The sequence below is a fragment of the Pseudomonas sp. FW305-3-2-15-E-TSA4 genome (assembly GCF_058787295.1).
This window is the reverse complement of record NZ_JBYSZP010000009.1, coordinates 1-24,533: the sequence shown is the minus strand read 5'-3', so window position 1 is coordinate 24,533 and position 24,533 is coordinate 1. Positions and strand designations below refer to the sequence as shown.

The 24,533-nt window shown below is 61.7% G+C and carries 19 protein-coding genes and 2 pseudogenes; 11 read left to right on the top strand and 10 right to left on the bottom strand.

The features are described from left to right. Window positions 1–11 precede the first annotated feature (11 nt). A complete protein-coding gene (locus AC3WMV_RS14065; RefSeq protein ID WP_103369061.1) occupies window positions 12–392 on the top strand; it encodes a hypothetical protein in 381 nt (126 codons plus the stop codon). A 174-nt stretch (window positions 393–566) separates the two neighbouring features. On the opposite strand, the gene nhaA is transcribed toward AC3WMV_RS14065, so the two are convergent. Continuing rightward, window positions 567–1,775, bottom strand: coding sequence for a Na+/H+ antiporter NhaA (gene nhaA, locus AC3WMV_RS14060; RefSeq protein ID WP_103369062.1), 1,209 nt, complete (start codon window positions 1,773–1,775; stop codon window positions 567–569). A 215-nt stretch (window positions 1,776–1,990) separates the two neighbouring features. On the opposite strand from nhaA, the gene AC3WMV_RS14055 reads away from it, so the two are divergent. From AC3WMV_RS14055 to AC3WMV_RS14045, 3 genes are all read left to right on the top strand, one after another. Beyond that, a complete protein-coding gene (locus AC3WMV_RS14055) occupies window positions 1,991–2,491 on the top strand; it encodes a sigma-70 family RNA polymerase sigma factor (RefSeq protein ID WP_103369063.1) in 501 nt (166 codons plus the stop codon). A 40-nt stretch (window positions 2,492–2,531) separates the two neighbouring features. After that, window positions 2,532–3,515, top strand: a complete 984-nt coding sequence (locus AC3WMV_RS14050) for a FecR family protein (protein WP_103369064.1) — start codon at window positions 2,532–2,534, stop codon at window positions 3,513–3,515. Between the two features lie 98 nt (window positions 3,516–3,613). Then, window positions 3,614–6,037, top strand: coding sequence for a TonB-dependent siderophore receptor (locus AC3WMV_RS14045; RefSeq protein ID WP_103369065.1), 2,424 nt, complete (start codon window positions 3,614–3,616; stop codon window positions 6,035–6,037). Between the two features lie 54 nt (window positions 6,038–6,091). On the opposite strand, the gene AC3WMV_RS14040 is transcribed toward AC3WMV_RS14045, so the two are convergent. Beyond that, complete coding sequence (locus AC3WMV_RS14040) at window positions 6,092–7,600, bottom strand: trypsin-like serine peptidase (RefSeq protein ID WP_103369066.1); 1,509 nt, start codon at window positions 7,598–7,600, stop codon at window positions 6,092–6,094. 93 nt (window positions 7,601–7,693) lie between these two features. Further along, window positions 7,694–8,845, bottom strand: a complete 1,152-nt coding sequence (locus AC3WMV_RS14035; RefSeq protein ID WP_103369067.1) for an MFS transporter — start codon at window positions 8,843–8,845, stop codon at window positions 7,694–7,696. Between the two features lie 372 nt (window positions 8,846–9,217). On the opposite strand from AC3WMV_RS14035, the gene AC3WMV_RS14030 reads away from it, so the two are divergent. Then, a complete protein-coding gene (locus AC3WMV_RS14030) occupies window positions 9,218–10,198 on the top strand; it encodes a diaminopimelate epimerase (protein ID WP_103369068.1) in 981 nt (326 codons plus the stop codon). A gap of 128 nt (window positions 10,199–10,326) precedes the next feature. On the opposite strand, the gene codA is transcribed toward AC3WMV_RS14030, so the two are convergent. From codA to AC3WMV_RS14005, 5 genes are all read right to left on the bottom strand, one after another. Next, window positions 10,327–11,574 carry a cytosine deaminase gene (codA, locus tag AC3WMV_RS14025; protein WP_103369069.1) on the bottom strand — a complete coding sequence of 416 codons (1,248 nt, stop codon included), beginning with the start codon at window positions 11,572–11,574 and terminating at the stop codon, window positions 10,327–10,329. 14 nt (window positions 11,575–11,588) lie between these two features. After that, a complete protein-coding gene (codB, locus tag AC3WMV_RS14020) occupies window positions 11,589–12,860 on the bottom strand; it encodes a cytosine permease (RefSeq protein ID WP_103369070.1) in 1,272 nt (423 codons plus the stop codon). A 243-nt stretch (window positions 12,861–13,103) separates the two neighbouring features. Beyond that, window positions 13,104–13,916, bottom strand: a complete 813-nt coding sequence (locus AC3WMV_RS14015; RefSeq protein WP_103369072.1) for an alpha/beta fold hydrolase — start codon at window positions 13,914–13,916, stop codon at window positions 13,104–13,106. A gap of 199 nt (window positions 13,917–14,115) precedes the next feature. Beyond that, complete coding sequence (gene queD / locus AC3WMV_RS14010) at window positions 14,116–14,472, bottom strand: 6-carboxytetrahydropterin synthase QueD (protein ID WP_007915588.1); 357 nt, start codon at window positions 14,470–14,472, stop codon at window positions 14,116–14,118. A 95-nt stretch (window positions 14,473–14,567) separates the two neighbouring features. Beyond that, on the bottom strand, window positions 14,568–15,647 hold the full coding sequence (locus AC3WMV_RS14005; protein ID WP_103369073.1) for a patatin-like phospholipase family protein: 1,080 nt from the start codon (window positions 15,645–15,647) through the stop codon (window positions 14,568–14,570). 261 nt (window positions 15,648–15,908) lie between these two features. Between AC3WMV_RS14005 and AC3WMV_RS14000 the strand changes: the two genes are divergently transcribed. The 4 genes from AC3WMV_RS14000 to AC3WMV_RS13985 are packed head-to-tail and all read left to right on the top strand — an operon-like array spanning window position 15,909 to window position 18,510. After that, the gene (locus tag AC3WMV_RS14000) at window positions 15,909–16,217 is read left to right on the top strand and encodes a PepSY domain-containing protein (RefSeq protein ID WP_027614000.1); all 309 of its coding nucleotides are present in this window, start codon (window positions 15,909–15,911) and stop codon (window positions 16,215–16,217) included. Further along, complete coding sequence (locus tag AC3WMV_RS13995) at window positions 16,217–16,528, top strand: PepSY domain-containing protein (protein WP_027613999.1); 312 nt, start codon at window positions 16,217–16,219, stop codon at window positions 16,526–16,528. Before AC3WMV_RS14000 ends, AC3WMV_RS13995 begins: the two co-directional genes overlap by 1 nt. Window positions 16,529–16,531: 3 nt before the next feature. Continuing rightward, on the top strand, window positions 16,532–17,200 hold the full coding sequence (locus tag AC3WMV_RS13990) for a response regulator transcription factor (RefSeq protein WP_003223514.1): 669 nt from the start codon (window positions 16,532–16,534) through the stop codon (window positions 17,198–17,200). Further along, on the top strand, window positions 17,197–18,510 hold the full coding sequence (locus AC3WMV_RS13985; protein WP_103370579.1) for a sensor histidine kinase: 1,314 nt from the start codon (window positions 17,197–17,199) through the stop codon (window positions 18,508–18,510). Before AC3WMV_RS13990 ends, AC3WMV_RS13985 begins: the two co-directional genes overlap by 4 nt. 132 nt (window positions 18,511–18,642) lie before the next feature. On the opposite strand, the pseudogene AC3WMV_RS13980 reads toward AC3WMV_RS13985, so the two are convergent. Beyond that, window positions 18,643–19,236, bottom strand: a pseudogene (locus tag AC3WMV_RS13980) (methyl-accepting chemotaxis protein); the annotation flags it as partial. A gap of 264 nt (window positions 19,237–19,500) precedes the next feature. Further along, a pseudogene (locus AC3WMV_RS13975) lies at window positions 19,501–20,469 on the bottom strand (cache domain-containing protein); the annotation flags it as partial. Between the two features lie 774 nt (window positions 20,470–21,243). On the opposite strand from AC3WMV_RS13975, the gene AC3WMV_RS13970 reads away from it, so the two are divergent. Next, window positions 21,244–22,563, top strand: a complete 1,320-nt coding sequence (locus tag AC3WMV_RS13970) for a Na+/H+ antiporter family protein (protein ID WP_103369826.1) — start codon at window positions 21,244–21,246, stop codon at window positions 22,561–22,563. 195 nt (window positions 22,564–22,758) lie between these two features. Further along, window positions 22,759–24,441 (top strand): methyl-accepting chemotaxis protein CtpM, encoded by a 1,683-nt coding sequence (ctpM, locus tag AC3WMV_RS13965; RefSeq protein ID WP_103369825.1) that lies wholly within the window; start codon window positions 22,759–22,761, stop codon window positions 24,439–24,441. Window positions 24,442–24,533 lie beyond the last annotated feature (92 nt).

The following is a 24,533-nucleotide window of genomic DNA, read 5'->3' as shown; positions in this document are numbered from 1 at the left end:
GAGCTGCAAAAATGAGCGATATCACATTTCCGGATGCAGAAAACGGCGTCATCAATTGCCGTTCGAATCCAATGGGCGGTGTAAGGGTTAAAGTGAGGCTGTTGCCAGACACGCAGATCGGGGCCGTATTGAAACTGAACTGGCAGGGATATACCGATCAAGCGGGCGAGCAACCCATTTTCGATACCGAGACTTCGCTCAAGCACGCTATCACTTCGGAGGACATCTCCGAGGGTGTTGTAATAACAGTCGGTGATTGGTCAAAGCATATCAAGCCTATTAAAGATGGATCGGCCCGTGCTACCTATGCAATCAATGGTGGCGAGGTGGGGGATGCACTGGTCCAGGTAAGATTGTTAAATGCTGCAGGGCAGTCATGCGACGAAGTTTGAGGTGCAAAAAGGCTGATTTGCACAGTGAAGCGGGATCTGTTGCGGGCGCAACGTCTTGAGGTCACTGAAGGATCCAGAACCGTCGGGGCGCAACAGTTCCGGATCGCGTAGCTCGGTTGCAATCGCCTCAGTCCCAGTCAACGCGAGTTGACCGGGACTGCTTGCCGCAGAGGGTCAGCTCGAAGCCTTCGCCTTACCCCCACTCATCAGCACGACCACCGCCAGCAGCGCGGACAGGATCGAACCCAGCAACACCCCAACTTTCACCGAGTCGACCAGATGCGGCGCGCCCGGGAACGCCAGCGCGCCGATGAACAGGCTCATGGTGAAGCCGATCCCGCAGAGCAGGGCGACGCCGTACAGCTGCAGCCAGCTCGCGCCTTGCGGCAGTTGTGCCAGACCACTGCGAATCGCCAGGGCGCCGAGGCCGAGGATACCGATCTGCTTGCCGAACAACAGCCCCAGCGCCACGCCCAGTGGTACCGGCTCAAGCAGGTTGCTCGGAGAAATGCCGGTCAGCGACACACCCGCGTTGGCGAAGCCGAAAATCGGCACCACGGCGAACGCCACCCACGGATGCATTTTTTCTTCGAGGTACAGCAGCGGCGAGTTGTGCTCGTCTTCGGGATTTCCCAGCGGAATGCACAGGGCCAGAATCACCCCGGCGAGGGTCGCGTGGATCCCCGATTGCAGCATGAAGAACCACAGGAAGGCGCCGGCGATCAGGTATGGCCAAAGTTTTCTGACACCGCAGCGGTTGAGGATCACCAGCAGTGCAATCACTGCCAACGAGGCCAGCAGCATGCTCACCGACAGGCCGCTGGTGTAGAAAATCGCGATGATCACCACTGCGCCCAGGTCATCGAGGATGGCCAGCGCCGAGAGGAAGATTTTCAGCGACACGGGCACCCGTTTGCCCAGCAGCGACAGCACGCCCAGGGCGAAAGCAATGTCGGTGGCGGCGGGGATCGCCCAACCGCTCAGGGTCTGCGGATTGCCCCAGTTGATCGCGACGTAGATCAGGGCCGGGACCAGCATCCCGCCCAGCGCGGCGAAGCCCGGCAGCGCGCGCTGACCCCAGGTCGACAACTGACCGGCGAGCAATTCGCGCTTGATCTCCAGGCCCACCAGCATGAAGAAGATCGCCATCAGGCCATCATTCACCCAATGCTCGATCGACAGACCGGCGATCTTGATGTGCAAGGTCGAGAAATACGTGGCCGCCCAAGGCGAGTTGGCGACCAGCAGCGCGGCCAGGGCAGCGGCCATCAGAATCAGGCCACCGGCGGATTCGGCAGCGAAAAAACGCGAGAGAAAGGCCAGGGCAGAAGGCGACTCCTGGCGGGCAGGGGCAGTCTGCAGGCGTGACGGATCGTGGCTCATAGGCACAGCAACTCCGCGCGGCGGCCCGACCTGCGCTGAATTAAACCTGCCCTGCCGCGTTGTTGCGGTGGCACCCGGGCGGCATTTTACACAATAGGTGGGGGAAGGCGCGGTTTTACTGACGATTACCCTTGAATCGAGCGTTTCCAAGGAATGAATTGCCGGGCTTAATAGGAAGCATTACTATTCACGTCTCTTTCCCCCAGCACGCTGTCATGAACCCCATGCTGCCCCGCAGACCCGGCTTTTTCGAGCATTACGAAGAGTTGATCGGCACCTGGACCCGGCGCCTGCGCGATCGTGCGCAGGCCGAGGATCTGGCGCACGACACCTTTGTGCGGGTGCTCGAATCCGATTCGGCGGCGGTGCAGCAGCCACGGGCGTATCTGCACCAGACCGCACGCAACATTGCGGTCGACGGTTATCGGCGTGAGGACCGACGGGAAGCCATGGAGTCGCAGGCGATCGATCACAGTGTGTCGTCCACCGGCGACCCGGAGCATTACATGCAGGCGATCCAGCTGGCCGACTCCATCGAACGGGCGCTGCAGGAACTGCCGCTCAACTGCCGGAAGATTTTCGTCTGGCAAAAGATCGAAGGCCTGACCCAGGCGGAAATCGCCGAACGTCTGGGGCTGTCGAGGAACATGGTCGAAAAGTATATGATCCGCACCCTGCGCCACTTGCGCGATCGCCTCGACGGCATGCAGTCATGAGCGGCCGCCGCTTTTCATCCCCAGCCCGACAGGACATTCCATGATGGATACCCGTGATTGCGCGTGCGGGCAAACAACGGTGCGCGATGAGGCGGCACGCTGGTTTGTGCGTTTGCAGGAACCGCTGATCAGCGCCGACGAACAGCAGCGCTTCGATGCCTGGCTGAACCAGCATCCGCAACACCGTGACGAATTCCAGTTGCTGCAAGGCCTGTGGACGGCGGCCGATCTGCTGCCGGCGCCACGTCTCAAGTCCCTCGTCGAAACCCCGCCGGCCCGTCGCGAACGTCGCCCGCTGCTGCGCTATGCCGTGGCCGCCAGTGTGCTGGCGGTGGCGCTCGGACTCGGTCTGTTCAGCGGTCTGAATCTCCCCGACGGCTACAGCGCCGAGTTCGCGACGGCGCTGGGTGAGCGCAAGCACGTGGCGCTGCCGGACGGATCGGTGATCGACCTGAACAGCCGCAGCCGTCTGCAGGTGCGTTTTGAGAAGGATCGGCGGCTCATTGAATTGAGTGAAGGCGAGGCGCTGTTCAGCGTTCAGCACGACAGCGCGCGCCCGTTCGTGGTCGAGGCCGGTAGTGGCAAGGTCACCGTGACCGGTACGCGGTTCGATGTGCGCCGCGACGTCATGCAAACCCGGGTCGCGGTGGAGCAGGGCACGGTAAAGGTGCAGGGGCGCAATGCGCCGGACAACGAGTTCATCAACTTGACGGCAGGTCTCGGTACCCACGTCGATGCCGAGGGTCGCGTCGCCGCCGCATATGCGGTCAACCCCGCCGAACTGACGGCGTGGCGCAGCGGTAAACTGGTGTTCAACAACGCCAGCCTCGGCGAAGTGGCAGCGGAAGTTTCGCGTTATCGCGACAAGCCACTGACGGTCAGCAACCCGGCCGTGGCCAGTCTGCGCCTGACCAGCGTGTTCAAATCCGACAACACCGACGCCTTGCTCAAGGCCCTGCCAAACATCCTGCCGGTGGCCGTCCGAACCCTGGCCGATGGCAGTCAGGAAATAATTTCAAAATAACATTCAGGTTTTTTTCGAGTTCATCGTCTTCCTGTTTAACTGCAACTGGTTTGCATTAACAGACGCACACTCTTGCGCTCCACAGGACTACGTTCGACGTGAAAAACACCTCAACCAACAACAAAAAATCCCCCTGGTTACCGCTGGCCCTGGCGTTGGCGGTCAACGCCGCCGTGCCGCTGGCCTTCGCCGCTGAAGCCATTCACATCCGCGCCCAGCCGTTGGGCCAGGCCCTGAGTGAACTGGGCCAGCAAACTTCGCTGCAAGTGTTTTTCAGCCCGGAACTGGTGGCCGGCAAACAGGCACCCGCGGTCGATGGCAACATATCTCCCGAGCAGGCGTTGCGCCAATTGTTGCAGGGCAGCGGCCTGGACTATCAGATCAACGAAGGCTCGGTGACCCTGGCCCCGGCCGCCACTGCCGCCAGCAATGGCCCGCTGGAACTGGGCGTGACCGACATCAAAGTGGTCGGCGACTGGCTCGGTGACGCTGACGCCGCCGTGGTGCAGAACCACCCGGGCGCACGCACGGTGATCCGCCGCGAAGCCATGGTCGAGCAGGGCGCGATGAACGTCAGTGATGTGCTCAAGCGTGTGCCGGGCGTACAGGTGCAGGACTCCAACGGCACCGGCGGCAGCGACATCGCGCTGAACGTCGGCGTGCGGGGCCTGACTTCGCGCCTCTCGCCACGCTCCACGGTGCTGATCGACGGCGTGCCGGCCGCGTTCGCGCCGTACGGCCAGCCGCAGCTGTCGATGGCGCCGATCTCCTCGGGCAACCTCGACAGTATCGACGTGGTACGCGGTGCCGGTTCCGTGCGTTACGGCCCGCAAAACGTCGGCGGGGTGATCAACTTCGTCACCCGCGCCATTCCGGAAAAAGCCACCGGGGAAATCGGCACCACCCTGGAGACCACCCGTTACGGCGGCTGGAAGCACATCGACACGGCGTTCCTCGGCGGCACTGCCGACAACGGCATGGGCGTGGCGCTGTTGTATTCCGGGGTCAACGGCAACGGTTACCGCGAGCGCAACAACGACAACGACATCGACGACGTGCTGCTCAAGACCCATTGGGCGCCGACCGATCAGGACGATTTCAGCCTCAACTTTCATTACTACGACGCCAGCGCCGACATGCCCGGCGGCCTGACGCAGAAGCAGTACGACGACAAACCGTATGATTCGGTACGCGATTACGACAACTTCAGCGGTCGGCGCAAAGACGTGTCGTTCAAGTGGATTCGGCAGATCGACGAGCGTACTCAGGCAGAAATCCTGACCTATTACACCGACAGCTTTCGCGGCAGCACCATCGCCGCCCGCGACCAGAAAACCCTCAGCTCGTACCCGCGTTCCTACTACACCCTCGGTGTCGAACCGCGTGTGTCGCGGGTGTTTGACGTCGGCCCGACCACGCAGGAAGTCAGCGTCGGTTATCGCTACCTGAAAGAGGCGATGCACGAACAGTCGAGCCGTCTGGCGCTGGTCAACAATCAGCCGGTGGTCACGCCGACGTCCGACGGCCATGTGTTCCAGGACCGCACCGGCGGCACCGAGGCCAACTCGGTGTACGTCGACAACAAGATCGACGTCGGCAACTGGACCATCACTCCGGGCATTCGCTTCGAACACATCAGCACCGACTGGCATGACCGCGCCGTGCTCGACACTGCAGGCAAACGCGTGCCGGAGAAAAACCGCAGCATCGAAAGCAACGAACCGCTGCCGGCGCTGAGCGTGATGTATCACCTGTCGGACGCGTGGAAACTGTTCGCCAACTACGAAACCTCGTTCGGCAGCCTGCAGTATTTCCAGCTTGGCCAGGGCGGTTCGGGTGACCAGACCGCCAACGGCCTGGAACCGGAAAAAGCCAAGACCTACGAGATCGGTACGCGCTACAACGATGACGTGTGGGGCGGGGAAGTGACGCTGTTCTACATCGACTTCGATGACGAACTGCAATACATCAGCAACGATGTCGGCTGGACCAACCTCGGCGCGACCAAGCACCAGGGCATCGAAGCGTCGGTGCACTACGACATGGCAGCGCTCGATCCGCGTCTCGACGGTCTGACCGCCAACGCCGGTTTCACCTACACCCGTGCGACTTACGAAGGTGAGATTCCGGGCTTCAAGGGCCGTGATCTGCCGTTCTATTCGCGGCAGGTGGCGACCGTGGGCTTGCGTTACGACGTCAATCGCTGGACCTACAACATCGACGGTTTCGCCCAGTCGAAACAGCGCTCGCCGGGCACCGGGGTCAACGCCGATGGCAGCTTCAACGGCAACTACATCACCGAAGGCACGGCCGACGGGCAGTACGGCGACATCCCGGGTTACGTGACCTGGAACGTGCGCGGCGGGTATGACTTCGGGCCGCAAGTGTCGAATCTGAAACTGGGTGCCGGGGTGAAAAACGTCTTCGACAAGCAGTACTTCACCCGCTCCAGCGACAACAATTCGGGGATGTATGTCGGTGCGCCGCGTACGTTCTTCGTGCAGGCCAGTGTAGGTTTCTAAGGCGCTGTTGTGGCTGAATCGGTTTCACACGGTTCAGCCACAAAAAGCCTGAAGCTATTGAGGGATCAGAAACTCGATGGTCGGCCCGGGATTCCCGGCCAGGTCTGCGCCTTTGAGGCAGACGTTCTTTCGGCCATTGGCAATGGAAACATGGAACACGCCTGTGGAGGGTGATACGCGTTGAAATCCCTGCCCGTCATTGCAATTGATGCTCCCTGGCTGGCCGTACTTGTATTGAAATCGGGCGGGATCCAGATCCGGTGAAACCGGAAATACTCTGATGTCGTATTCGTCGCCACCTACCGCTTCGACCTTATAGGCAGGCTTCAGCGGTGCGGACGCGTCCATCATCCAGCGCCAGTAGACGCTGGGTGTTCTTCCGGCCCATTGCTTGGGCACGTCCGTAGGCCGCTGTTGGCCAATCAGGCAGAGAAAGTACAGGCCTGAGCCGTCTTTAAGTTCATGACTCAATTGAATATCGGCGTCCGGTGCAGCCGTTTGCACTTGGCTATAGCCATCAAGGTTCTGACATTCGTCCAGAGTGCGCGTAAAGCGATAGCGGTGGTAAGGCGCGGTTGTGGTGAACGTTTGCAGCCATCGCCAGGGCACGACTTGTCCATGTTCGTCGCGCTCGAGCTTGATGTAATCGCTGTTTTGCGACGAACCAGGAAACGACCAGTTCTCCCCCAGCGGGCAACCGCCCAGACGTGGATTGAAATGTCCGTTGGCGAAACAGGCGTCCAGCCCATCGGTTGTGGAGGCGTAGTTGGTGTTGCTACGTTTGTCGACCTGTCCCCCCACGACTTCGCAGGGCGCGCCCTTGTCGCAGCGATTGCGGTCACTCCCGCGAGTGGTGGTGCCGAGCACACCCACAATTTCATTGCTGTAACGCGCAAGCAGTGGCGAGCCTGACAGCCCGCTGACAACATCGAGACAACGGTTGCTCAGTTGTCCGACCCAACGCCATGGGCCTTCAATAATCGCCGCCGAGTGTTCTTGTTTGCAGGCCATGCGCTGAATGAAACCGTTCATGGGCGCGCCGGTGATCAGAATATCGTCTTCGCTGACCAATGGGGTCCGCGCCAGTTTCAACGGCTGGATACCGCCTCTGATCAACTGTTCCAGAGGCTGTTCAAGCTCAATGATAGAGAGGTCTTGACCGCGTAGCGTGCTCCAGCCAATGCGACTGACCGTGTAGGAACGGCTTTGCGGTTGCGTGTCGAAAAAATAATTGAACGTCACCCGACCCTTTGCAGGTTGATTGACGATGATCTCGTTATTGCCTATCTCCGGATGTGTGCAGTGTCCGGAGGTCAGCACGTAGGCGGGTTGCGATACTGCTCCGGGTTCTCGAGTGTCAATCAGCGTGCCGGAGCAGGTCATGCCGTCTTCAACTTCAACACGGCCAATGGCTTGCCAATGCGCATAGTTCCCGCCGGCATTGGCCAGGCGCTCAGCGGGCGCAAAATTGGCAGTGCCTTCACCCCAGTCGTATCGATTGACGGAGGCACATCCCTGGAGAATAGTGATTAGCGCGATAACTGATCCTGTTCCAATGTTCATGCCGGATTTCCTTTTCTCCTGAGCTGGAAATCAACCCTATGATTGGGGGCAGGGCTTGTCTACTGTCAAACCTGACAGGTACCGCGCCAATGTTCAGACTTTCAAGGTCTTGCCGCCGATGGCCACCGCCACCAACAACACCGCCATCAAGCCAAACGCAAAACTCAAACTGCTGGCATGCGCGACAAAACCGATCACCGCCGGCCCCGCCAGAATCCCTGCGTAACCCAGCGTGGTGATTGCCGGCACCGCAATGCTTTCCGGCATCACCGTCTGCTTGCCCACCGCCGTATACAGCACCGGCACGATGTTCGAACAGCCGGCGCCGACCAGCGCATACCCCAGCAGCGCGGCTTCCCAGCTCGGGGCGAAGGTCGCCAGAAACAGGCCTGCCGCTGCCAGCAGCCCGCCAAACAGAATGATCCGCGTAGCCCCGACACTGCGCACGATCCTGTCACCCAGCAGGCGTCCCGCCGTCATGGTCAGGGCAAATGCGGCGTAACCCAAGCCCGCATACGCCGTGTCGATCCCGCGTTCCTGTGCGAGGAACACCGCGCTCCAGTCGAGCGCCGCGCCTTCGGTGAGGAACACGATGAAACACATCCCGCCGATGAACAGCACGATGCCGTGGGGAATGGCGAATGCCGGGCCCGAGCTTTCACTGCCGTACGGCAGCATGTGCGGCACCGCTTTGACCAGCGCACCGATCAACACCGCCACCACCACCAGCATCGCCGCCAGCGGCGTCAACCCGAGACCGAGCAGGGCGCTGACACCGGCCGCGCCGACAATCCCGCCGAGGCTGAACAGGCCATGAAACCCCGACATCATGTGCTTGCCGCTGGCCCGTTCGACGATCACCGCTTGCAGGTTGACGGTCGAATCCACCGTGCCCAACCCGGCGCCGAACATGAACAGCGTGGCGATCAGCGCCGGTATCGACGACACCGTCGCCAGCAACGGCAGCGCCGCGCAAATCAGCAGGGTGCCGCCGGTGGCGACTTTGCGGCAGCCGAAGCGCGTGGCGAGAATCCCCGCCAAGGGCATCGCCAGAATCGAGCCGACTCCCAGGCACAGCAGCAACAGGCCCAACGTGCCTTCGTCGAGTCCGGCGCGGGCCTTGGCGTACGGCACCAGCGGCGCCCATGCGGCAATGCCGAGGCCAGCGATGAAAAAAGCGATGCGCGTCGACATCTGTTGCAGGCGTCCGGGGACGAAGGTTTCTTGGGGGTTGAGGCTGGTCATATCGATCCTTGGCAAAAAACGTCGCGTCCCCGAATGACAGTGATAGCGCGTCGAGGTTCGATCGCAAGTCTCGGGGGCGGTGCAGCCGACATCCTAACCTGTGGAAGCGAGCTTGCTCGCGAATGCGGTGGTTCAGGCGATGAGATTGGTGGCTGATACGCCGCTTTCGCGAGCAGGCTCGCTCCCACAGGGTTTTGCACAGAACGGACATTTGTGAGCGCCAGTCATCCAATGTGGGAGCGAGCCTGCTCGCGAATACTGTGTATCAGCTAATCAATATGGCGGCTGATGCACTGCTATCGCGAGCAGGCTCACTCCTACAAGGGATCGCGGTTTACAGTGATGGCTTCGACAAGGTGAGTGAGGCCGGTGATGACGCAGTTCTACGATGCGCGGGGCAATATTTACGGGGTGGTTTCGCCGCAGAGGCTTCGCGAGGCGGGGATCGATCTGCCGAGTGGAGCCGCGCAGTGTGCTGCGTCGAGACAGGCGTGGAGTCAGGCAGCCATAGCGCTGTGCTGCGATTGGCCCGAGGGCCAGCGTCCGGCGGGGAGTAAATCGCACCGCAGCGACGGTCTGCTGATTGGCCCGTTCCAGGCAGTGCCGCCGTTCGACGTGCTGATCGTCAATACCGACGGCACCTTGGCCGAGCGCAGCGGCAATGGTCTGACGATCTTTTCCCAGTCGTTGCTGGAACAGGGGTTGATGCCGGCGGAAGGGGCGTCGCTGCGAGTGCATCACGACAAGGGCGACGCCGTGGAAACTTCGGTGAAAACGGCCACAGTTGAAGGCATGAACGGCTTCTGGCTGAACCTCGGTCAACCGGGCTTCGGGCCTTCAGCGGTGACCGCCCGGAATGTTGAAAACCGCGAATTCAATGGTCATGAAGTGAGCCATGTAAAACCATTGGCGCAGCTCGATCCCGCGTGGCAGCACAGCCAGTTCGTGCGCATCGGCAATCCGCATTGCGTGACCTTGCTCACCGACGTTGCCGTGTTGCCGAGCAACTCACAAATGCGCGAATCGCCCTGGGCTGAAGGCCTGACCCGAATCGCCTACGCGATGCCGACCGGCGCCGGCCAGCCATGCCCGGCGGGCATCAATCTGCAATGGGCCGCGCTTGAGTCCGCGCAGCGCATCGTCGCCCGAGTATTCGAGCGTGGCGAAGGGCCGACGGCGTCTTCCGGCACCAGTGCCAGTGCGGTGGCGTGTGCCGCATGGGCGGTGGGTTGGGTGGCGAGCGGCGAAGTGCACGTCGTCATGCCGGGCGGTACGGCGCCGGTGTTGCTCGAAGAAGAGCAGGGCGAATTGGTGCGGGTCAGGCTGTTTGGTACGGCTCGATTGATCGACTGAAGCGGCAATCGCCTTCGCTGGCAAGCCAGCTCCCACAGAGTTATGTGGTGAACACAAATCACGCGTTCACTGCTGGATACTGTGGGAGCTGGCTTGCCAGCGATGAGGCCATCAGCCTGACAAAAGTTTCAGATTTGTCCGCCGCTGAACGCCACCACCGGCATCTGCCGCTGCATCAGCACCTTGCCGCCACGAATCGAATACAGCGGCAGGCCCTGGCTGCGGATCACTTCGTAGTCGCTGTCCGCCGACAGAATCAGCAAGTTCGCCGGACGCCCCTGTTCCAGGCCATAACGCTCGCCCAAGTGCATGGCCTTGGCGCTGTTGTCGGTGACCAGGTCCAGCGCGTTCTGCAGGTTGCGGTAACCGAGCATGTGGCAGATGTGCAACCCGGCTTCCAGCACCCGCAGGATGTTGCCGTTGCCTAGCGGATACCAAGGATCGACGATCGAATCCTGGCCAAAACACACGTTCATCCCGGCCTCAAGCAATTCATTCACGCGCGTCACGCCACGGCGTTTCGGGAAGTTGTCGAAGCGCCCCTGCAGGTGAATGCTTTCGGTCGGGCACGAGACGAAACTGATCCCGGAATGCCCGAGCAGGCGGAACAGTTTGGCGCAGTAGGCGTTGTCGTAAGAGCCCATTGCCGTGGTGTGGCTGGCGGTGACCCGCGCACCCATGTCGCGGCTGCGCGCCTCTTCGGCGAGCACCTCAAGAAAGCGCGAGTGCGGGTCGTCGGTCTCGTCGCAATGCACATCGACCAGGCAGCCGGTGCGCTCGGCCAGATCCATCAGAAACTTCACCGAACTGACGCCCTGATCACGGGTGTACTCGAAATGCGGAATGCCGCCGACCACATCGGCGCCCATGCGAATCGCTTCCTCCATCAGCTCGCGACCGTTGCGGAACGACTCGATGCCCTCTTGCGGGAACGCAACGATTTGCAGGTCGATCAGCTGCCGGGTTTCTTCGCGCACTTCGAGCATCGCCTTGAGCGCGGTGAGTTGCGGATCGGTGACGTCGACGTGGGTGCGCACGTGCTGGATGCCGTGGGCGGCCAGCGCCTGGATGGTTTTCTTGGCGCGGGTTTTGGTGTCTTCTTCGGTGATGGTGACCTTGCGCTCGCCCCAGCACTCGATGCCCTCGAACAGCGTGCCACTCATGTTCCAGCGCGGCTCGCCAGCGGTCAGCGTGGCGTCGAGGTGGATGTGCGGCTCGACGAAGGGCGGCACCACCAGATTGCCGCCGGCGTCGAGGTCGCCGGGGTTGAGGGTCGGGGCTTCGGTCTGGCGGCCGATGCTGCGGATCAGGCCGTCTTCCAGGTGCAATTCGTGCAAACCGTCCTGGTTGCGCAGTCGGGCGTTGATGATGTGCATCAGGCGAATCCTTCTTATAGGTCTGGTAGTGGCGCACTGGCGCGACGGGCGCCGAGCAGGCCGGTGACGATGACATACGTTAGCGCGGCGGCGGCAATCCCTACCAGCGGCGCGACCCAGGGCGATTGGAACGCGGCGAGCGTGCCGACCGCGTAAGCCCCCAGCCCCGGCCAGTTGAACGCCGGTAGCCGTGCGTCGGCCAGACGCGGATAGCGCCCGCGCCAGCGGAAGAAAAAGTCGGCCATGATCACCCCGCCAATCGGCGGAATCACCGTGCCCAGCAGAATCAGGTACGGCACCAGCATGTCGTACATGCCCAGCAGGGCGAGCAGGGTGCCGATCACCGCGCCGGCCAGGGTCACGGTTTTGCGTCGGCCAGTGCGCAGCAGGTTGCAGCCGGCGACGGCAAAGTTGTAGATGGTGTTGTCCTGGGTGCTCCAGATATTCAGCAACAGCATCGCCATCGCAGCCATGGCGAAACCTTGCAGCAGCAACACTTCAACCACGTCGGGCTGCTGATAGACGATCGCACCGTAGGCGCCGATCAGCACCATCAGGCCATTGCCGATGAAAAATCCGATCAGGCTGGCCAACACGGCAACCCGTGCCGAGCGTGAGAAGCGGGTCCAGTTGGTCGCCTGGGTCGCACCGCTGACGAAGGTGCCGAACACCAAGGTGATGGCGGTCGACCAGTCCAGCGAACCCGTCGGCACCACGCTGAGCAAACCTTCGAGGCCGCCGACTTTCACTGTCGCGACCCACATCGACAGCATCAGCAGCAACATCATCGCCGGCACCGCGATGTACGACAGAATCTCCAGACCGCGATACCCGACATACGCCGTGGCGCAGAACACCAGGCCGAACAGCACCATCAAACCGAGCACCGCGCCTTGCTCCAGATCGAAGTATTTGCCGAGCACCACGGCGGCGGTCGCAGTGCCCCAGGCGTACCAGCCGATCTGGGTGAAACCGAGGATCAGGTCGCTGAGCTTGCTGCCGACTTCACCAAAACAGAAGCGCCCCATCAGTACCGAATTAAGCCCGCTCTTGAAGGCGATATAACCGAGGCCTGCCGCATACAGACCGAGCAGCAGGTTACCGACGATGATCACCGCCATCATCTCGCCAAAACTGAACGCCACGCCGAGCTTGCCGCCGGCGAACATGGTTGCGGTGAAAAATGTGAATCCCAGTAACACCATGGCGGTCGAGGCCAGACCTTTTCGCGCGTGCATCGGGACTTCGCTGAGGGGGTAATCGTTGCCGGGATCGTTCTGCGTCATGGGGCGTTCCTTGCTGAAGAGGGGGGGACGCGAAGCAGATTGCAGTGGTCGTGCCAAATCCGGTTGGCGCGGGTTATGTATAGACGAGACGCATGGATTGGCGCGAAAGCGGTGCAACTGAATGCACCCGAGCCCAATGTGGGAGCGAGCCTGCTCGCGAAGGCGGCGTGTCAGGCGACATTTGCAATGGCTGATATTCCGCTTTCGCGAGCAGGCTCGCTCCCACAAGGGATGGGTGTTGAGTCAGAGGAATCTGAGCAGGGCGGCGACGATCGCTTCCGGGGCGTCCTCCTGGACCAGGTGGCCGGCGTTGGCGATTGGGTGAAATTGCGAACCGGGGATCATCTTGTGTAACGCTTGACCACGTTCGATGGGAATCCATTGATCCTCTTCACCCCAGAGAATCTGTACCGGGCAGCGGATGCTCGGGTACAGCGGTTCGGCCTCGCGGGTGTAGCGTTCGTCCATCTGCGCGATCTGCCGATAGAACGCCGCTTGCCCGGGATCGCCGAGCCACGGTTGCACGTAGGGCGCCAGTTCTGCATCGGGGATGTCGCGGTGAATCGCCCCGCGAATGTAAGTCGGGACGATCGCGCGCTGGATGTAATCGGGCAGGCCGCTGAACGCCGCTTCATGCTGGCGCACATGCTGCACGAATGGCGAACCCCATGGCGTCAGCGCCACCGGATCGATCAGCGTCAGGCTGCGGTAGTCCTTGCCATTGAGCAAATGCGTGCGCAACGCGGTGGCGCCGCCGAAGTCATGGGCGACCACGTCCGGGCGCTGGATGTTCCAGTGATCGAGCAACTGCGCAAGCAGTTGATTCTGCACCCCGAGGGAAACATCGGCATCCGGTTGTGCGGAGCGTCCGTAGCCCAGCAGGTCGAAATAATGCACCCGGTGACTGGCAAAGAAATGCGGCGCGATGCGGTGCCACACATACGATGAAAACGGTGTGCCATGCACGAACACCAGCGGCGGGCCGTCACCGCGCACGGCGTGGCGCACCGGATGCCCATTGAAATCGAAGACCTGATCCAGCAGCCAGTCTGTCATCGGCCTGTCCTCTTGGCGGGGTTGAGCCAAAAAGCATAGGCATAAAAAAACAGCCGTGAAGGCTGTTCTCTATTTTCCTGACAAACACCGATCCCTGTGTAGGAGCTGCCGAAGGCTGCGATCTTTTGACCTTGATCTTTAAAAACAAGATCAAAAGATCGCAGCCTGCGGCAGCTCCTACAGGGGGATTTGTGTTGGATCATTCACCGCGATAGATGCAACCGCTGGTGCAGGTCTCGTGAATGCGGATCGCGCTGAGTTCCGGCAGCAGCGGCTTCATTTCATTCCAGATGAATTTGGCCAGGACTTCGCTGGTCGGGTTTTCCAGGCCAGGAATGTCATTCAGGTAGTTGTGATCCAGACGCTCGTACAGCGGCTTGAAAATCGCCTTGATCTCGGAGAAATCACGGATCCAGCCGGTGTGCGGATCGAGGTCGCCGCTCAGGTGCAGCGCCACCTTGAACGAGTGACCGTGCAGGCGTCCGCACTTGTGGCCGTCCGGGACGTGCGGCAGGCGGTGGGCGGATTCGAAAGTAAATTCCTTGAAGATTTCCACAGTATTTTCGGCTCTGTTCAGGTGGCGTTCGCCGCAGCGATTCGGGCAGGCGGCGAGTTTACCAGCTTGTGTTTGGCGATGCGGGAAAACACTGACTAAAGGGTCAGCAAGCGTTCGGCGAGGCGACCGTTGGCGGTCAGTTCAAGAAACTCGTCGCCGAGACGGCGGCTTTCGTCCATCGCCGCGTGCCAATACTTTTGGCGGCTCGGCGCATCGCCCATGAAGCGCTTGAAGTCGTTACGATCCGGCAGTTTGCCGTAGGGCAGGCGCGCCAGATATTCCTTCGACGGTGCCAGCAACAACACGTCCTGCAAGCGCTCCACCGAGGCGCGGCGCCACGGCAGGGTCTTGTCGAACCAGCCCGGAATCACCCGGTCGGTGAAGTGCGGATAGAGCACGATGCCGTCGCCGCTGTAGGGCAGGTCGAGGTGATAGTCGAGCAGGCCGCCGTCGCGGAACGTGCCGGCACCGGCGCCCGGCAGGTCGCGCACGCCTTCCATGACCATCGGGATCGATCCCGAGGCCAGCAGCGCCTGGCGCAGATTGCCGGCGTCGAGGGCGACGAAGCGCGACGGAAAGTCATTCAGCGCATTCAACGGCGGGGCGAGGCGCGGGTCGTGAATGATCAGGCGTTCGAAGTGCCGCGACAGCCGCGCGCGACCGCGCAGGTTATCGGCGATCACCGAACCCAGCGCCAGACCGAGGCGGCCACGATGATCGTCGGCCAGGCGTCCGTGGCTTTTCACCACCATGATGTTCAGGCGGTAGTCGGCGTTGTTGAGGATGCTGGCGTCGCGGCCGTCGAGCAGGTCATTGAGCATGCGCTGCGAGCTCTGGCTGATCTCGGCCATGGTCACGCCTTTGTTGAAATTCTGCTCGGCGTACAACTGACCGAGGCGGCGGATGCCTTCAGCGGCGTCCGGCAGGCAGGCGCTGGCGAAGCGCCAGGAGCCGACTGAAGCACCGATAAGCGAGCGCTCACGCGGCGCGCTCGGCAGCCACTCACCGAACAACGCCAGGTCCAGCCCTTGAATCCCCAATGCCTTCGGCCCACCAGCCGCACCGGGCAGGGTGCCGACGTCAGCGGCGTTCAGGCCTTGGGCACGAATGCGCGCCATGGCCCGTGGGCCGGCCTTGAGGGTAAGGGCAGGGAACTTGATGTGGATGGCAGTCATACCGGTCTCGATCGTTAGCAAGCTTTGGATTATAGGCGCACTACTTGACCCTGTGGGAGCGGGCTTGCTCGCGAAAGCGGTGTGTCAGTCGCCATCATTATTGCTGACCTGCCGCCTTCGCGAGCAAGCCCGCTCCCACAGGGTTTTGCATGAATCTGCAAATGTGGTTGGTGTCAGGGGCAATGATGGCAATTCAGTTTCAGTTAAGTTCGCACCGCTATGGTGCCGACCGTAGCTGCACATAAAAACACGGAGACACCCATGAAAACCCTGACTGCCCTGTCCATTGCCTCGATCATCGGCCTGACCGCCAGCCTCGCCCACGCCCGCGATCTTGGCCCCGATGAAGCCCTGCGCCTGCGCGACGCTGGTACTATCGTCTCCTTCGAGAAGCTCAACGCCACGGCGCTGGCCAGACACCCGGGCTCGACCATCACCGAAACCGAGCTGGAAGAGGAGTACGGCAAGTACGTCTACCAGGTCGAAATGCGTGATCCGCAAGGGCTGGAGTGGGATCTGGAATTAGACGCGGTCACTGGGCAGGTTCTCAAGGATCATCAGGATACGTAATGAAGGTTAATGTTCGCGCCACCAGCCGCACGGCGTTGGCGCTTGTGATTGTTTGCTCGGCGGCGATGGCCCGCGACCTCGATCAGGACGAAGCGCTGAAGCTGCGTCAGCAGGGCGTGATCCTGCCGCTGGAGCAGGTGCTGCAACAGGCGCTGGATCGCTATCCGGGGGCCAAACTGCTGGAGGTCGAGCTGGAGGAAAAGCACGACGTCTATGTTTATGAAGTCGAGCTGCTGACGGTCGAGGGCGTGGCGCGCGAGCTGCATCTGAAAGCCGATACCGGCCAATTACTCAAAGACAAGGAAGATTGACCGATGCGTTTGCTTCTGGTGGAAGACCACGTGCCGCTCGCCGACGAACTGATCGCCGGCCTGCAGCGCCAAGGCTACGCGGTGGACTGGCTGGCGGACGGACGCGATGCGGTCTATCAGGGCAGCAGCGAGCCCTATGACCTGATCATTCTCGACCTCGGTCTGCCCGGCGTTCCCGGGCTGGAGGTGCTGGCGCAATGGCGTGCCGGTGGCCTGTCGACCCCGGTGCTGATCCTCACCGCCCGCGATTCCTGGGCCGAGCGCATCGAAGGCCTGAAGGCCGGCGCTGATGATTACCTGACCAAACCGTTTCATCCCGAAGAGCTGCATTTGCGGGTGCAGTCGTTGCTGCGTCGCTCCAAGGGCCAGGCCAATCAGCCGACGCTGAAAGCGGCCGGCCTGCATCTGGATGAAGGTCGCCAGTGCGTGATCCGCGACGGCAGCGAGATTCAGCTGACTGCCGCCGAATTCCGTCTGCTGCGTTATTTCATGCTGCACCCGGAACAGATCCTGTCGAAAACCCACCTCGCCGAGCACCTCTACGACGGCGAAACCGAGCGCGATTCCAACGTCCTCGAAGTTCACGTCAACCACCTGCGGCGCAAGCTGGGTAAAGCGGTGATCGAAACCCGTCGCGGCCAGGGTTACCTGTTCGGCGGGCAAGCTTCGTGAGGTCGATCCAGCGCCGCTTGAGCCTGGGGTTGATCAGCGTGATGGTGATCGTCGGCCTGGTGTTGGCGCAAACCAGTCTGTGGTTGTTCGAAGTCGGGTTGCAGCGTTATCTCGAGGCCGGTCTGCGCAACGACAGCGAAAGCCTGCTGGTCGCGCTGGTGCGTGGCCCGCAAGGTTTGCAACTGGATGAGCGGCATCTGTCGCCGGCCTATCAGCGACCGTTTTCCGGGCATTACTTCCGCATCGATTTTGCCGACAGCCACTGGCGCTCGCGTTCGCTGTGGGATCAGGATCTGCCGCTGCTGGAGCACCCGGGTTTGCACAGCAACCTGCAACTGGGGCCGGACGGTCAGCAGTTGCTGGTATTGCGCTCGGACTATCGACGTCTGGGGCAGTCGATCTCGATCAGCGTCGCCCAGGATTACACCCCGGTGCGCGAGAGTTTCCAGCGCATGCGCCAGATCGGCCTCGGGCTGGGCCTGGCCGGTTTGCTGCTGATTCTGCTGCTGCAACGGCTGACGGTGCGCCGCGCGTTGAAGCCGCTGGAACGCGCTCGCGAGCAGATCGCCCAGTTGCAACAGGGCCAGCGCTCGCAACTGGACGATCAGGTGCCGGTGGAGCTGGAGCCGCTGGTGGCGCAGATCAACCATTTGCTCGCGCACACAGAGGACAGCCTCAAGCGTTCACGCAATGCGCTGGGCAATCTGGGGCATGCGCTGAAAACGCCGTTGGCGGTGCTTTTGAGTCTGGCGTCGAGCGAAAAACTCGATGCCCACCCGGAGCTGCGCAAGATCCTCAAGGAACAGTTGGAGCAGGTGCAACAGCGGCTCAATCGCGAGCTTAATCGCGCGCGGTTGTCAGGTGATGCTCTGCCCGGTGCGCTGTTTGATTGTGATGCGGAACTGCCGGGATTGCTGGCAACGCTGAACATGATCCACGGCGAGCATCTGGCGCTGAGCTATGTCGCGCCGCCGGGGCTGCAATTACCGTGGGATCGCGAGGACTTGCTGGAGCTGCTCGGCAACCTGCTGGACAACGCCTGCAAATGGGCGGACGCCGAGGTGCGTCTGAGTGTGATCGAACGTACTGACGGCTACGCCCTGAGCATTGAAGATGACGGGCCGGGAATTCCTGAAGAGCAACGCACTCAGGTGTTCAGCCGTGGCACGCGGCTCGATGAGCAGACCGACGGGCATGGTCTGGGGCTGGGGATTGTGCGCGATATTGTCGAGACGTGGGGCGGGTTGCTGGTATTGGGCGAGAGTGAGTGGGGCGGGCTGAAGGTGGTGATCGAGTTGCCTAAACGCTGATCTCCCCAACACCACCAATCCCCTGTGGGAGCGAGCCTGCTCGCGAATGCGCTGGATCAGACACATCATCGCTGACTGACATACCGCTTTCGCGAGCAGGCTCGCTCCCACATTGGGTTTGGCAATGGGCTGTCAGACCCGGAACTGATCCATCAGACTCTGCTGTTGATTCGCCAGGCTGTTCAGCGACTGGCTCACCCGCGCCGACTCATTGGCCTGTCCGGACAGCGATTCGGTCACGTCACGAATGGTCGCGACGTTGTTGTTGATCTCCTCGGCCACTGCGCTCTGTTCTTCCGCCGCGCTGGCGATCTGCAGGTTCATGTCGCTGATCACCGTCACTGCATCGCCGATCTGGCGCAGTGCGGTCACCGCTTGCCCGACCTGTTCGACACTGCCCTGCGCCTGACGATGGCTGTTGCCCATCGACCCCACCACATCCTGGGTACCGGTCTGCAATTGCTCGATGACCTGACGGGTTTCTTCCACCGACTCCTGCGTGCGGCGGGCAAGGTTGCGCACTTCGTCGGCGACCACGGCAAAACCACGCCCGGCTTCACCGGCACGCGCTGCTTCGATCGCCGCGTTGAGCGCCAACAGGTTGGTCTGTTCGGCGATGGCGCGGATGGTTTCCAGCACGGTGCCGATCTTCTCGCTGTTGGCAGCCAAGCCTTCGACCTGAACCATCGCCGCGCTCATGTCGGCGGCGAGGGTGTCGATACTCGCGGTAGTGCGGTCGATCACGGTCAGGCCCTGGCGGGTGGCGCGGTCGGCGTCCTTGGCCGCTTCGGCGGCTTGCGCGGCGCTGCGTGCGACGTCCTGCGCGGTGGCGCTCATTTCGTGGGAGGCGGTGGCGACCTGATCGACCTGACGGTATTGCTGCTCCATGCCGGCGCTGGTCTGGGTGGCGATCGCCGAAGACTGGTCGGCGGTGTTGCGCGCGTCCTGCACCGAGCGTTTCACTTCGGCGATGATCGGCTGCAACTTGTCGAGGAACTTGTTGAACCAGCCGGCCAGTTGACCGAGTTCATCTTTCTTGTCATACGCCAGACGGCGGGTCAGATCACCTTCGCCGCTGGCAATGTCTTCGAGCATGTGGGCCACGCCGAGGATCGGTTTGGTCACGCTGCGCGCCATCAGCCACACCAGCAGCAGGCCGACCAGTGCCGCCAGCACGCCGAGGCTCAGCTCGATCAGGGTGCCGGAGTTGTTGCTCGCATCCAGTTGCTGCTTGAGCGCTTCGGCGCGGCTGACCAGGACCTTTTCCGGCACGTCGAGCAACACGGCCCACGAAGGGCCGCCGGGGATCGGCTGGAACGGCGACAGCACTTTCAACTGGCCGTTGCTGTGCAGGCTGCTGACGCTGCTGCTGGCCGCGAGCTGACGCAGCAGTTCGGCGCCGCTGACGGTGTCCACGGCATCCAGGCGCTTGCTCAGTTTGCTCGCATCCGGGCTGTAACCGGCGAGCAGGCCGGTGGGGCTGATGATGCTCACGGCGGTCTGGCCGTCGTAGAGTTTTTTGCTCGCGCCCTGGCTGATCGCTTGCAGGCTGTTGAGGTTGATGTCCACCGACAGCGAGGCGATGACTTTACCGTTGACCATCAGCGGGAAGACGATGCTGGTCATCAGCACGTTCTGGCCGTCGATCACATAGAAGTACGGTTCGATCACGCACGGTTTGAGCGTGGTGCGCGGGCAGGTGAACCAGGCGTTGGCCGCCTGACCGCTGGGGCCGGTGCTGGTGTCGGCCATGTCGCTTTCCGGCAGGGCCATCGAGGTGACTTTGCCGGGAGTCGGCTGCGACCAGTACAGGGCGAAGCGGCCCTTGTCGTTGCTGCCCAGTTCGGCCTGACCGGCGAACAGTTCATCCTTGCCATCCAAGGCGTTGGCTTCGAACACCAGCGACAGACCGAGCAGATCCGGGTTGGCTTGCAGCGCGGACTTGACCTGACGGGTCATGTCTTCGCGCAGGTCGAAGGCATCGAGGAAGCGCTTCTCGGCCTGTTCGCGCAGGAACAGCACCTGCCGCGAGAAGCCGTGGCCATATTGATAGGCGTCCATGAACTGCTGGCGAATCCCGGCAGCCTGCACCTCACCCTGCGACTCAATGCGCGCCTGGGCCGACTCGGTCAGCATCTCCATGCTCGAAGCCTTCACCAGCTCGGAGCTGTGCTCCATGCGATACAGCGAAAGACCCACCAGCAGGGTCACGATGCCCGCCAGGCACAGGCCGGCGAGCAGGGTGATTTTCCATTGAATGGAAAGTTGTCTGAGCGACATGGAGACGTCCTTATTCGATAAATATCTGAGACTTTGCACTGTAACGGCCGCGTTTCAGCTTTCTTTATCGTTCAAACACAATATGACCAATTGCCGCATGCTGGCGATCAGATACCTGTGGTGAGGGGATTTATCCCCGATGGGGGGCGAAGCCGCCCTCACAATCGTTCAGAGAAATTGCATAGTCAGGTTTGGCGACTGCTGCGCAGCCGATCGGGGATAAATCCCCTCGCCACAGGGTTCTCCATTGCCCGTTACATTGATCTCCTTACCGCAGGGTTCTGCATTGCCAGTTACATTTCAGTTCAGCCGCTCGCTTTGACACCGCCGCCACTCTGCGGCACAGTGCGCGCCCTTCTAATAAGACCCTCTTTGCAAATCCGCCGGTTAACCGTTGGCGGACTCATCCTGTCTGGCGGTGATATTTCATCGCTGTGTTTTTGAGGTAGTGAAATGAATGCAGTGATTGCTGCGGTCGGCATCATGCTGATCCTCAGCCTGTCCCGCGTGCACGTGGTGATTGCCCTGATCGTCGGTGCGCTGGTCGGTGGCCTGACCGGTGGTCTGGGCATCGACGCCACGCTCAAAGCGTTCAACAGCGGCCTGGGTGGCGGGGCGACGGTGGCGTTGTCCTACGCATTGCTCGGCGCTTTCGCCGTGGCGATTGCCAAGTCCGGCCTGGCCCATGCGCTGGCCGACAAGGCCCTGGCGATGGTCGATCGTCAGCATTCGACCGGCGGCGGCAGCGTCAAGTGGCTGCTGATCGGCCTGCTGTGGGTGGTGGCTATTGCCTCGCAGAACATCTTGCCGATCCACATTGCGTTCATCCCGCTGCTGGTGCCGCCGCTGCTTTATGTACTGACCAAGTTGCAGCTGGATCGCCGGTTGATTGCCTGCGTCATGACCTTCGGCCTGATCACCCCGTACATGGTGTTCCCGGTGGGTTTCGGCAACATCTTCCTCAACCAGATCCTGCTGGCCAACGTCAGCAAGGCCGGGGTCGATATCAGCCAGATCAACGTCATGCACGCCATGGCGATTCCGGCCCTGGGTATGGTCTTCGGCCTGTTGCTGGCGGTGTTTTTCAGCTATCGCAAGAAACGCGTTTACGATCTGCGGAAGATCGAACAAGTCGAGCAAGTCAGCGTCGCCTACAACCCGAAGACCATTGGCATTGCCGGTCTGGCGATTGCCGCCGCGTTCATCATTCAGTTGCTGCTGGACTCGATGATTATCGGCGCACTGGCCGGGTTCCTGATCTTCTCGGCTTCGGGCATCGTCAAGTGGCGTGAGACCGACGACCTGTTCACCGAAGGCATGAAGATGATGGCGATGATCGGCTTCATCATGATCTCCGCCTCGGGTTTCGCCGAAGTGCTCAAGGCTACCGGCGAAGTGCGCTCGCTGGTCGAAAGCGCGGCAGCGTGGATCGATCACAGTCAGGCGATCGGCGCGCTGTTGATGCTGCTGGTGGGCCTGATGGTGACCATCGGTATCGGCTCGTCGTTCTCCACGGTGCCGATTCTGGCAGCGATTTTCGTGCCGCTGTGCGTGCAACTGGGCTTCAGCCCGATGGCGATCGTGTGCATCGTCGGCACTGCCGGTGCATTGGGCGATACCGGCTCGCCGGCCTCGGACTCGACGCTGGGCCCGACCTCGGGTCTGAACGTCGATGGCCAGCATCACCACATCTGGGACACTGTGGTCCCGACCTTCCTGCACTACAACCTGCCGTTGCTGGCGTTCGGCTGGGTGGCGGCGATGGTTCTCTAAACCCGCCAATCACCTGTGGGAGCGAGCCTGCTCGCGAAAGCGGTGTGTCAGCTAAAAACAGGCTGGCTGACACGACGCCTTCGCGAGCAGGCTCGCTCCCACAGGGAGATACAGTGTCTGCAGACTCAACTTTTGCTTTTGCGTGCCGTTAACGCCTTTAACCACGCCAATAAAACCAAAAGAGTGAGCCCCCCAATGCGCTTGAGTCTCAAGGCCAAAGTCCTGTCCCTTGCCGTCCTGCCGGTGCTGCTCTTTGCGCTGGTCATCAGCCTGACCACGCTGTTCATTCTCCAGCAACAGGCGCACACCGAGGTCGAGCAGACCCGCGAGCGCTTGCTCGCCGACGCCAAGGCCACGCTGCAAAGTTACGTCGCCGTGGCCATGACCACGATCAAGCCGCTTTACGACGCAGCCGCCCCCGGTGACAACGCGGCGCGGGCGCAGGCGATCAAGCTGCTGTCAGGTATCCGCTACGGCAAGGACGGCTACTTCTTCGGCTACGACTCCGAGACCGTGCGCCTGTTCAAGGCCAACGACCCCGAAGGCGTGGGCAAAAGCTTCAAGGACAACCGCGACCCGAACGGCGTCTACGTCAACCTCGGCCTGGTGAAAGTGGCGAAGGACGGCACCCACTATCTGCAATACAGCTCACCGCTGCCTGGCAATGCCAGCGTGCTGGTGCCGAAACTCGGCTACACCGAGTACCTGGCGAAGTGGGACATGGCGGTCGGTACCTCGGTCAACCTAGACGGCATTGAAGCGCAAGTGGCAATGGTCGAGGCGCAAGTTCAGGAGCGCATGCAAGGCGTGATCCTCAGTATCGTCGGCGTGGCGGTGCTGGTGCTGCTGGTGATCGCTATCGCGGGGATGCTGCTGGCCAACACCATTCTGCGGCCGTTGAACCTGATGAAAGCCAACCTCGACGACATCGCGGCGGGCGAGGGCGATCTCACGCGCCGGTTGAACATCACCAGCCAGGACGAACTCGGCGAACTGGCCGGCTCGTTCAACCGCTTCGTCGACAAGATCCACGGTCTGGTGCGGCAGATCACCGAGATGACCACGCAACTCACCGGCCTGGTGACCCAGGTGTCGGATCAGGCCCAGCGTTCCGATCAGGCCATGGAGCGTCAGCGCCACGAGACCGATCAGGTCGCCACGGCGATCAACCAGATGTCCGCCGCTGCTCAGGAAGTTGCCAAGAGCGCGCAGAACGCTGCGGTCGCCGCGCAGCAGACCGATGAAGAAGGCCAGAGCGCCAAACGCGTGGTGGCCGGCAGCATCAAACAGATTCATGCGCTGGTGGATGACATTCGCAGCAGCGGCGTGTCGCTCGACAGCCTGCAGCAGGACGTGTCGTCGATTGTCGGCGTGCTCGGGGTGATCCGTTCGATTGCCGAGCAGACCAACCTGCTGGCGCTCAACGCGGCGATTGAAGCGGCGCGTGCCGGGGAGGCCGGGCGCGGTTTTGCGGTGGTGGCGGACGAAGTGCGGGCACTGGCCAGCCGCACGCAGATCAGCACCCAGGAAATTCAGGGCATGATCGATCGCCTGCAAGCGGGTACGCAGTCGGCGGTCGAGGCGATGCGCCGTTCCAGTGAAGCGGGCGATGGCACTTCGGCGCAGGCCAATCAGGCCGGGGCGTCGCTGGATGCCATGGCTGACCTGATTGCGACGATCAACTCGATGAACGCGCAGATCGCCAGTGCTGCCGAGGAACAAACGGCAGTGGCCGAAGAGATCAACCGCAGCGTGCATCAGATCGCGGTGGCGGTGGACAGCGTGGCGGATGAGACCCAGTTGGGCGCGCAGACTTCGCGCAGTCTGGCGGAACTTGGCCAGCGATTGGGCAAACTGGTGGGCCAGTTCCGCATTTAAAAAGTCTGTAAAACCTCATTGTGGGAGCGGGCTTGCTCGCGAAGGCGTCATGTCAGTCAGTATTTTTGTATCTGACACACCGCCTTCGCGAG

Coding starts and splice junctions, on each gene's coding strand:
- ctpM (WP_103369825.1), top strand. CDS start 22,759: ATGCGCTTGAGTCTCAAGGCCAAAGTCCTGTCCCTTGCCGTCCTGCCG.
- AC3WMV_RS14000 (WP_027614000.1), top strand. CDS start 15,909: ATGAAAACCCTGACTGCCCTGTCCATTGCCTCGATCATCGGCCTGACC.
- AC3WMV_RS14005 (WP_103369073.1), bottom strand. CDS start 15,647: ATGACTGCCATCCACATCAAGTTCCCTGCCCTTACCCTCAAGGCCGGC.
- codB (WP_103369070.1), bottom strand. CDS start 12,860: ATGACGCAGAACGATCCCGGCAACGATTACCCCCTCAGCGAAGTCCCG.
- codA (WP_103369069.1), bottom strand. CDS start 11,574: ATGCACATCATCAACGCCCGACTGCGCAACCAGGACGGTTTGCACGAA.
- nhaA (WP_103369062.1), bottom strand. CDS start 1,775: ATGAGCCACGATCCGTCACGCCTGCAGACTGCCCCTGCCCGCCAGGAG.
- AC3WMV_RS14065 (WP_103369061.1), top strand. CDS start 12: ATGAGCGATATCACATTTCCGGATGCAGAAAACGGCGTCATCAATTGC.
- AC3WMV_RS13990 (WP_003223514.1), top strand. CDS start 16,532: ATGCGTTTGCTTCTGGTGGAAGACCACGTGCCGCTCGCCGACGAACTG.
- AC3WMV_RS14015 (WP_103369072.1), bottom strand. CDS start 13,916: ATGACAGACTGGCTGCTGGATCAGGTCTTCGATTTCAATGGGCATCCG.
- AC3WMV_RS13970 (WP_103369826.1), top strand. CDS start 21,244: ATGAATGCAGTGATTGCTGCGGTCGGCATCATGCTGATCCTCAGCCTG.
- AC3WMV_RS14030 (WP_103369068.1), top strand. CDS start 9,218: ATGACGCAGTTCTACGATGCGCGGGGCAATATTTACGGGGTGGTTTCG.
- AC3WMV_RS14035 (WP_103369067.1), bottom strand. CDS start 8,845: ATGACCAGCCTCAACCCCCAAGAAACCTTCGTCCCCGGACGCCTGCAA.
- AC3WMV_RS14050 (WP_103369064.1), top strand. CDS start 2,532: ATGATGGATACCCGTGATTGCGCGTGCGGGCAAACAACGGTGCGCGAT.
- AC3WMV_RS14055 (WP_103369063.1), top strand. CDS start 1,991: ATGAACCCCATGCTGCCCCGCAGACCCGGCTTTTTCGAGCATTACGAA.
- AC3WMV_RS13995 (WP_027613999.1), top strand. CDS start 16,217: ATGAAGGTTAATGTTCGCGCCACCAGCCGCACGGCGTTGGCGCTTGTG.
- AC3WMV_RS14040 (WP_103369066.1), bottom strand. CDS start 7,600: ATGAACATTGGAACAGGATCAGTTATCGCGCTAATCACTATTCTCCAG.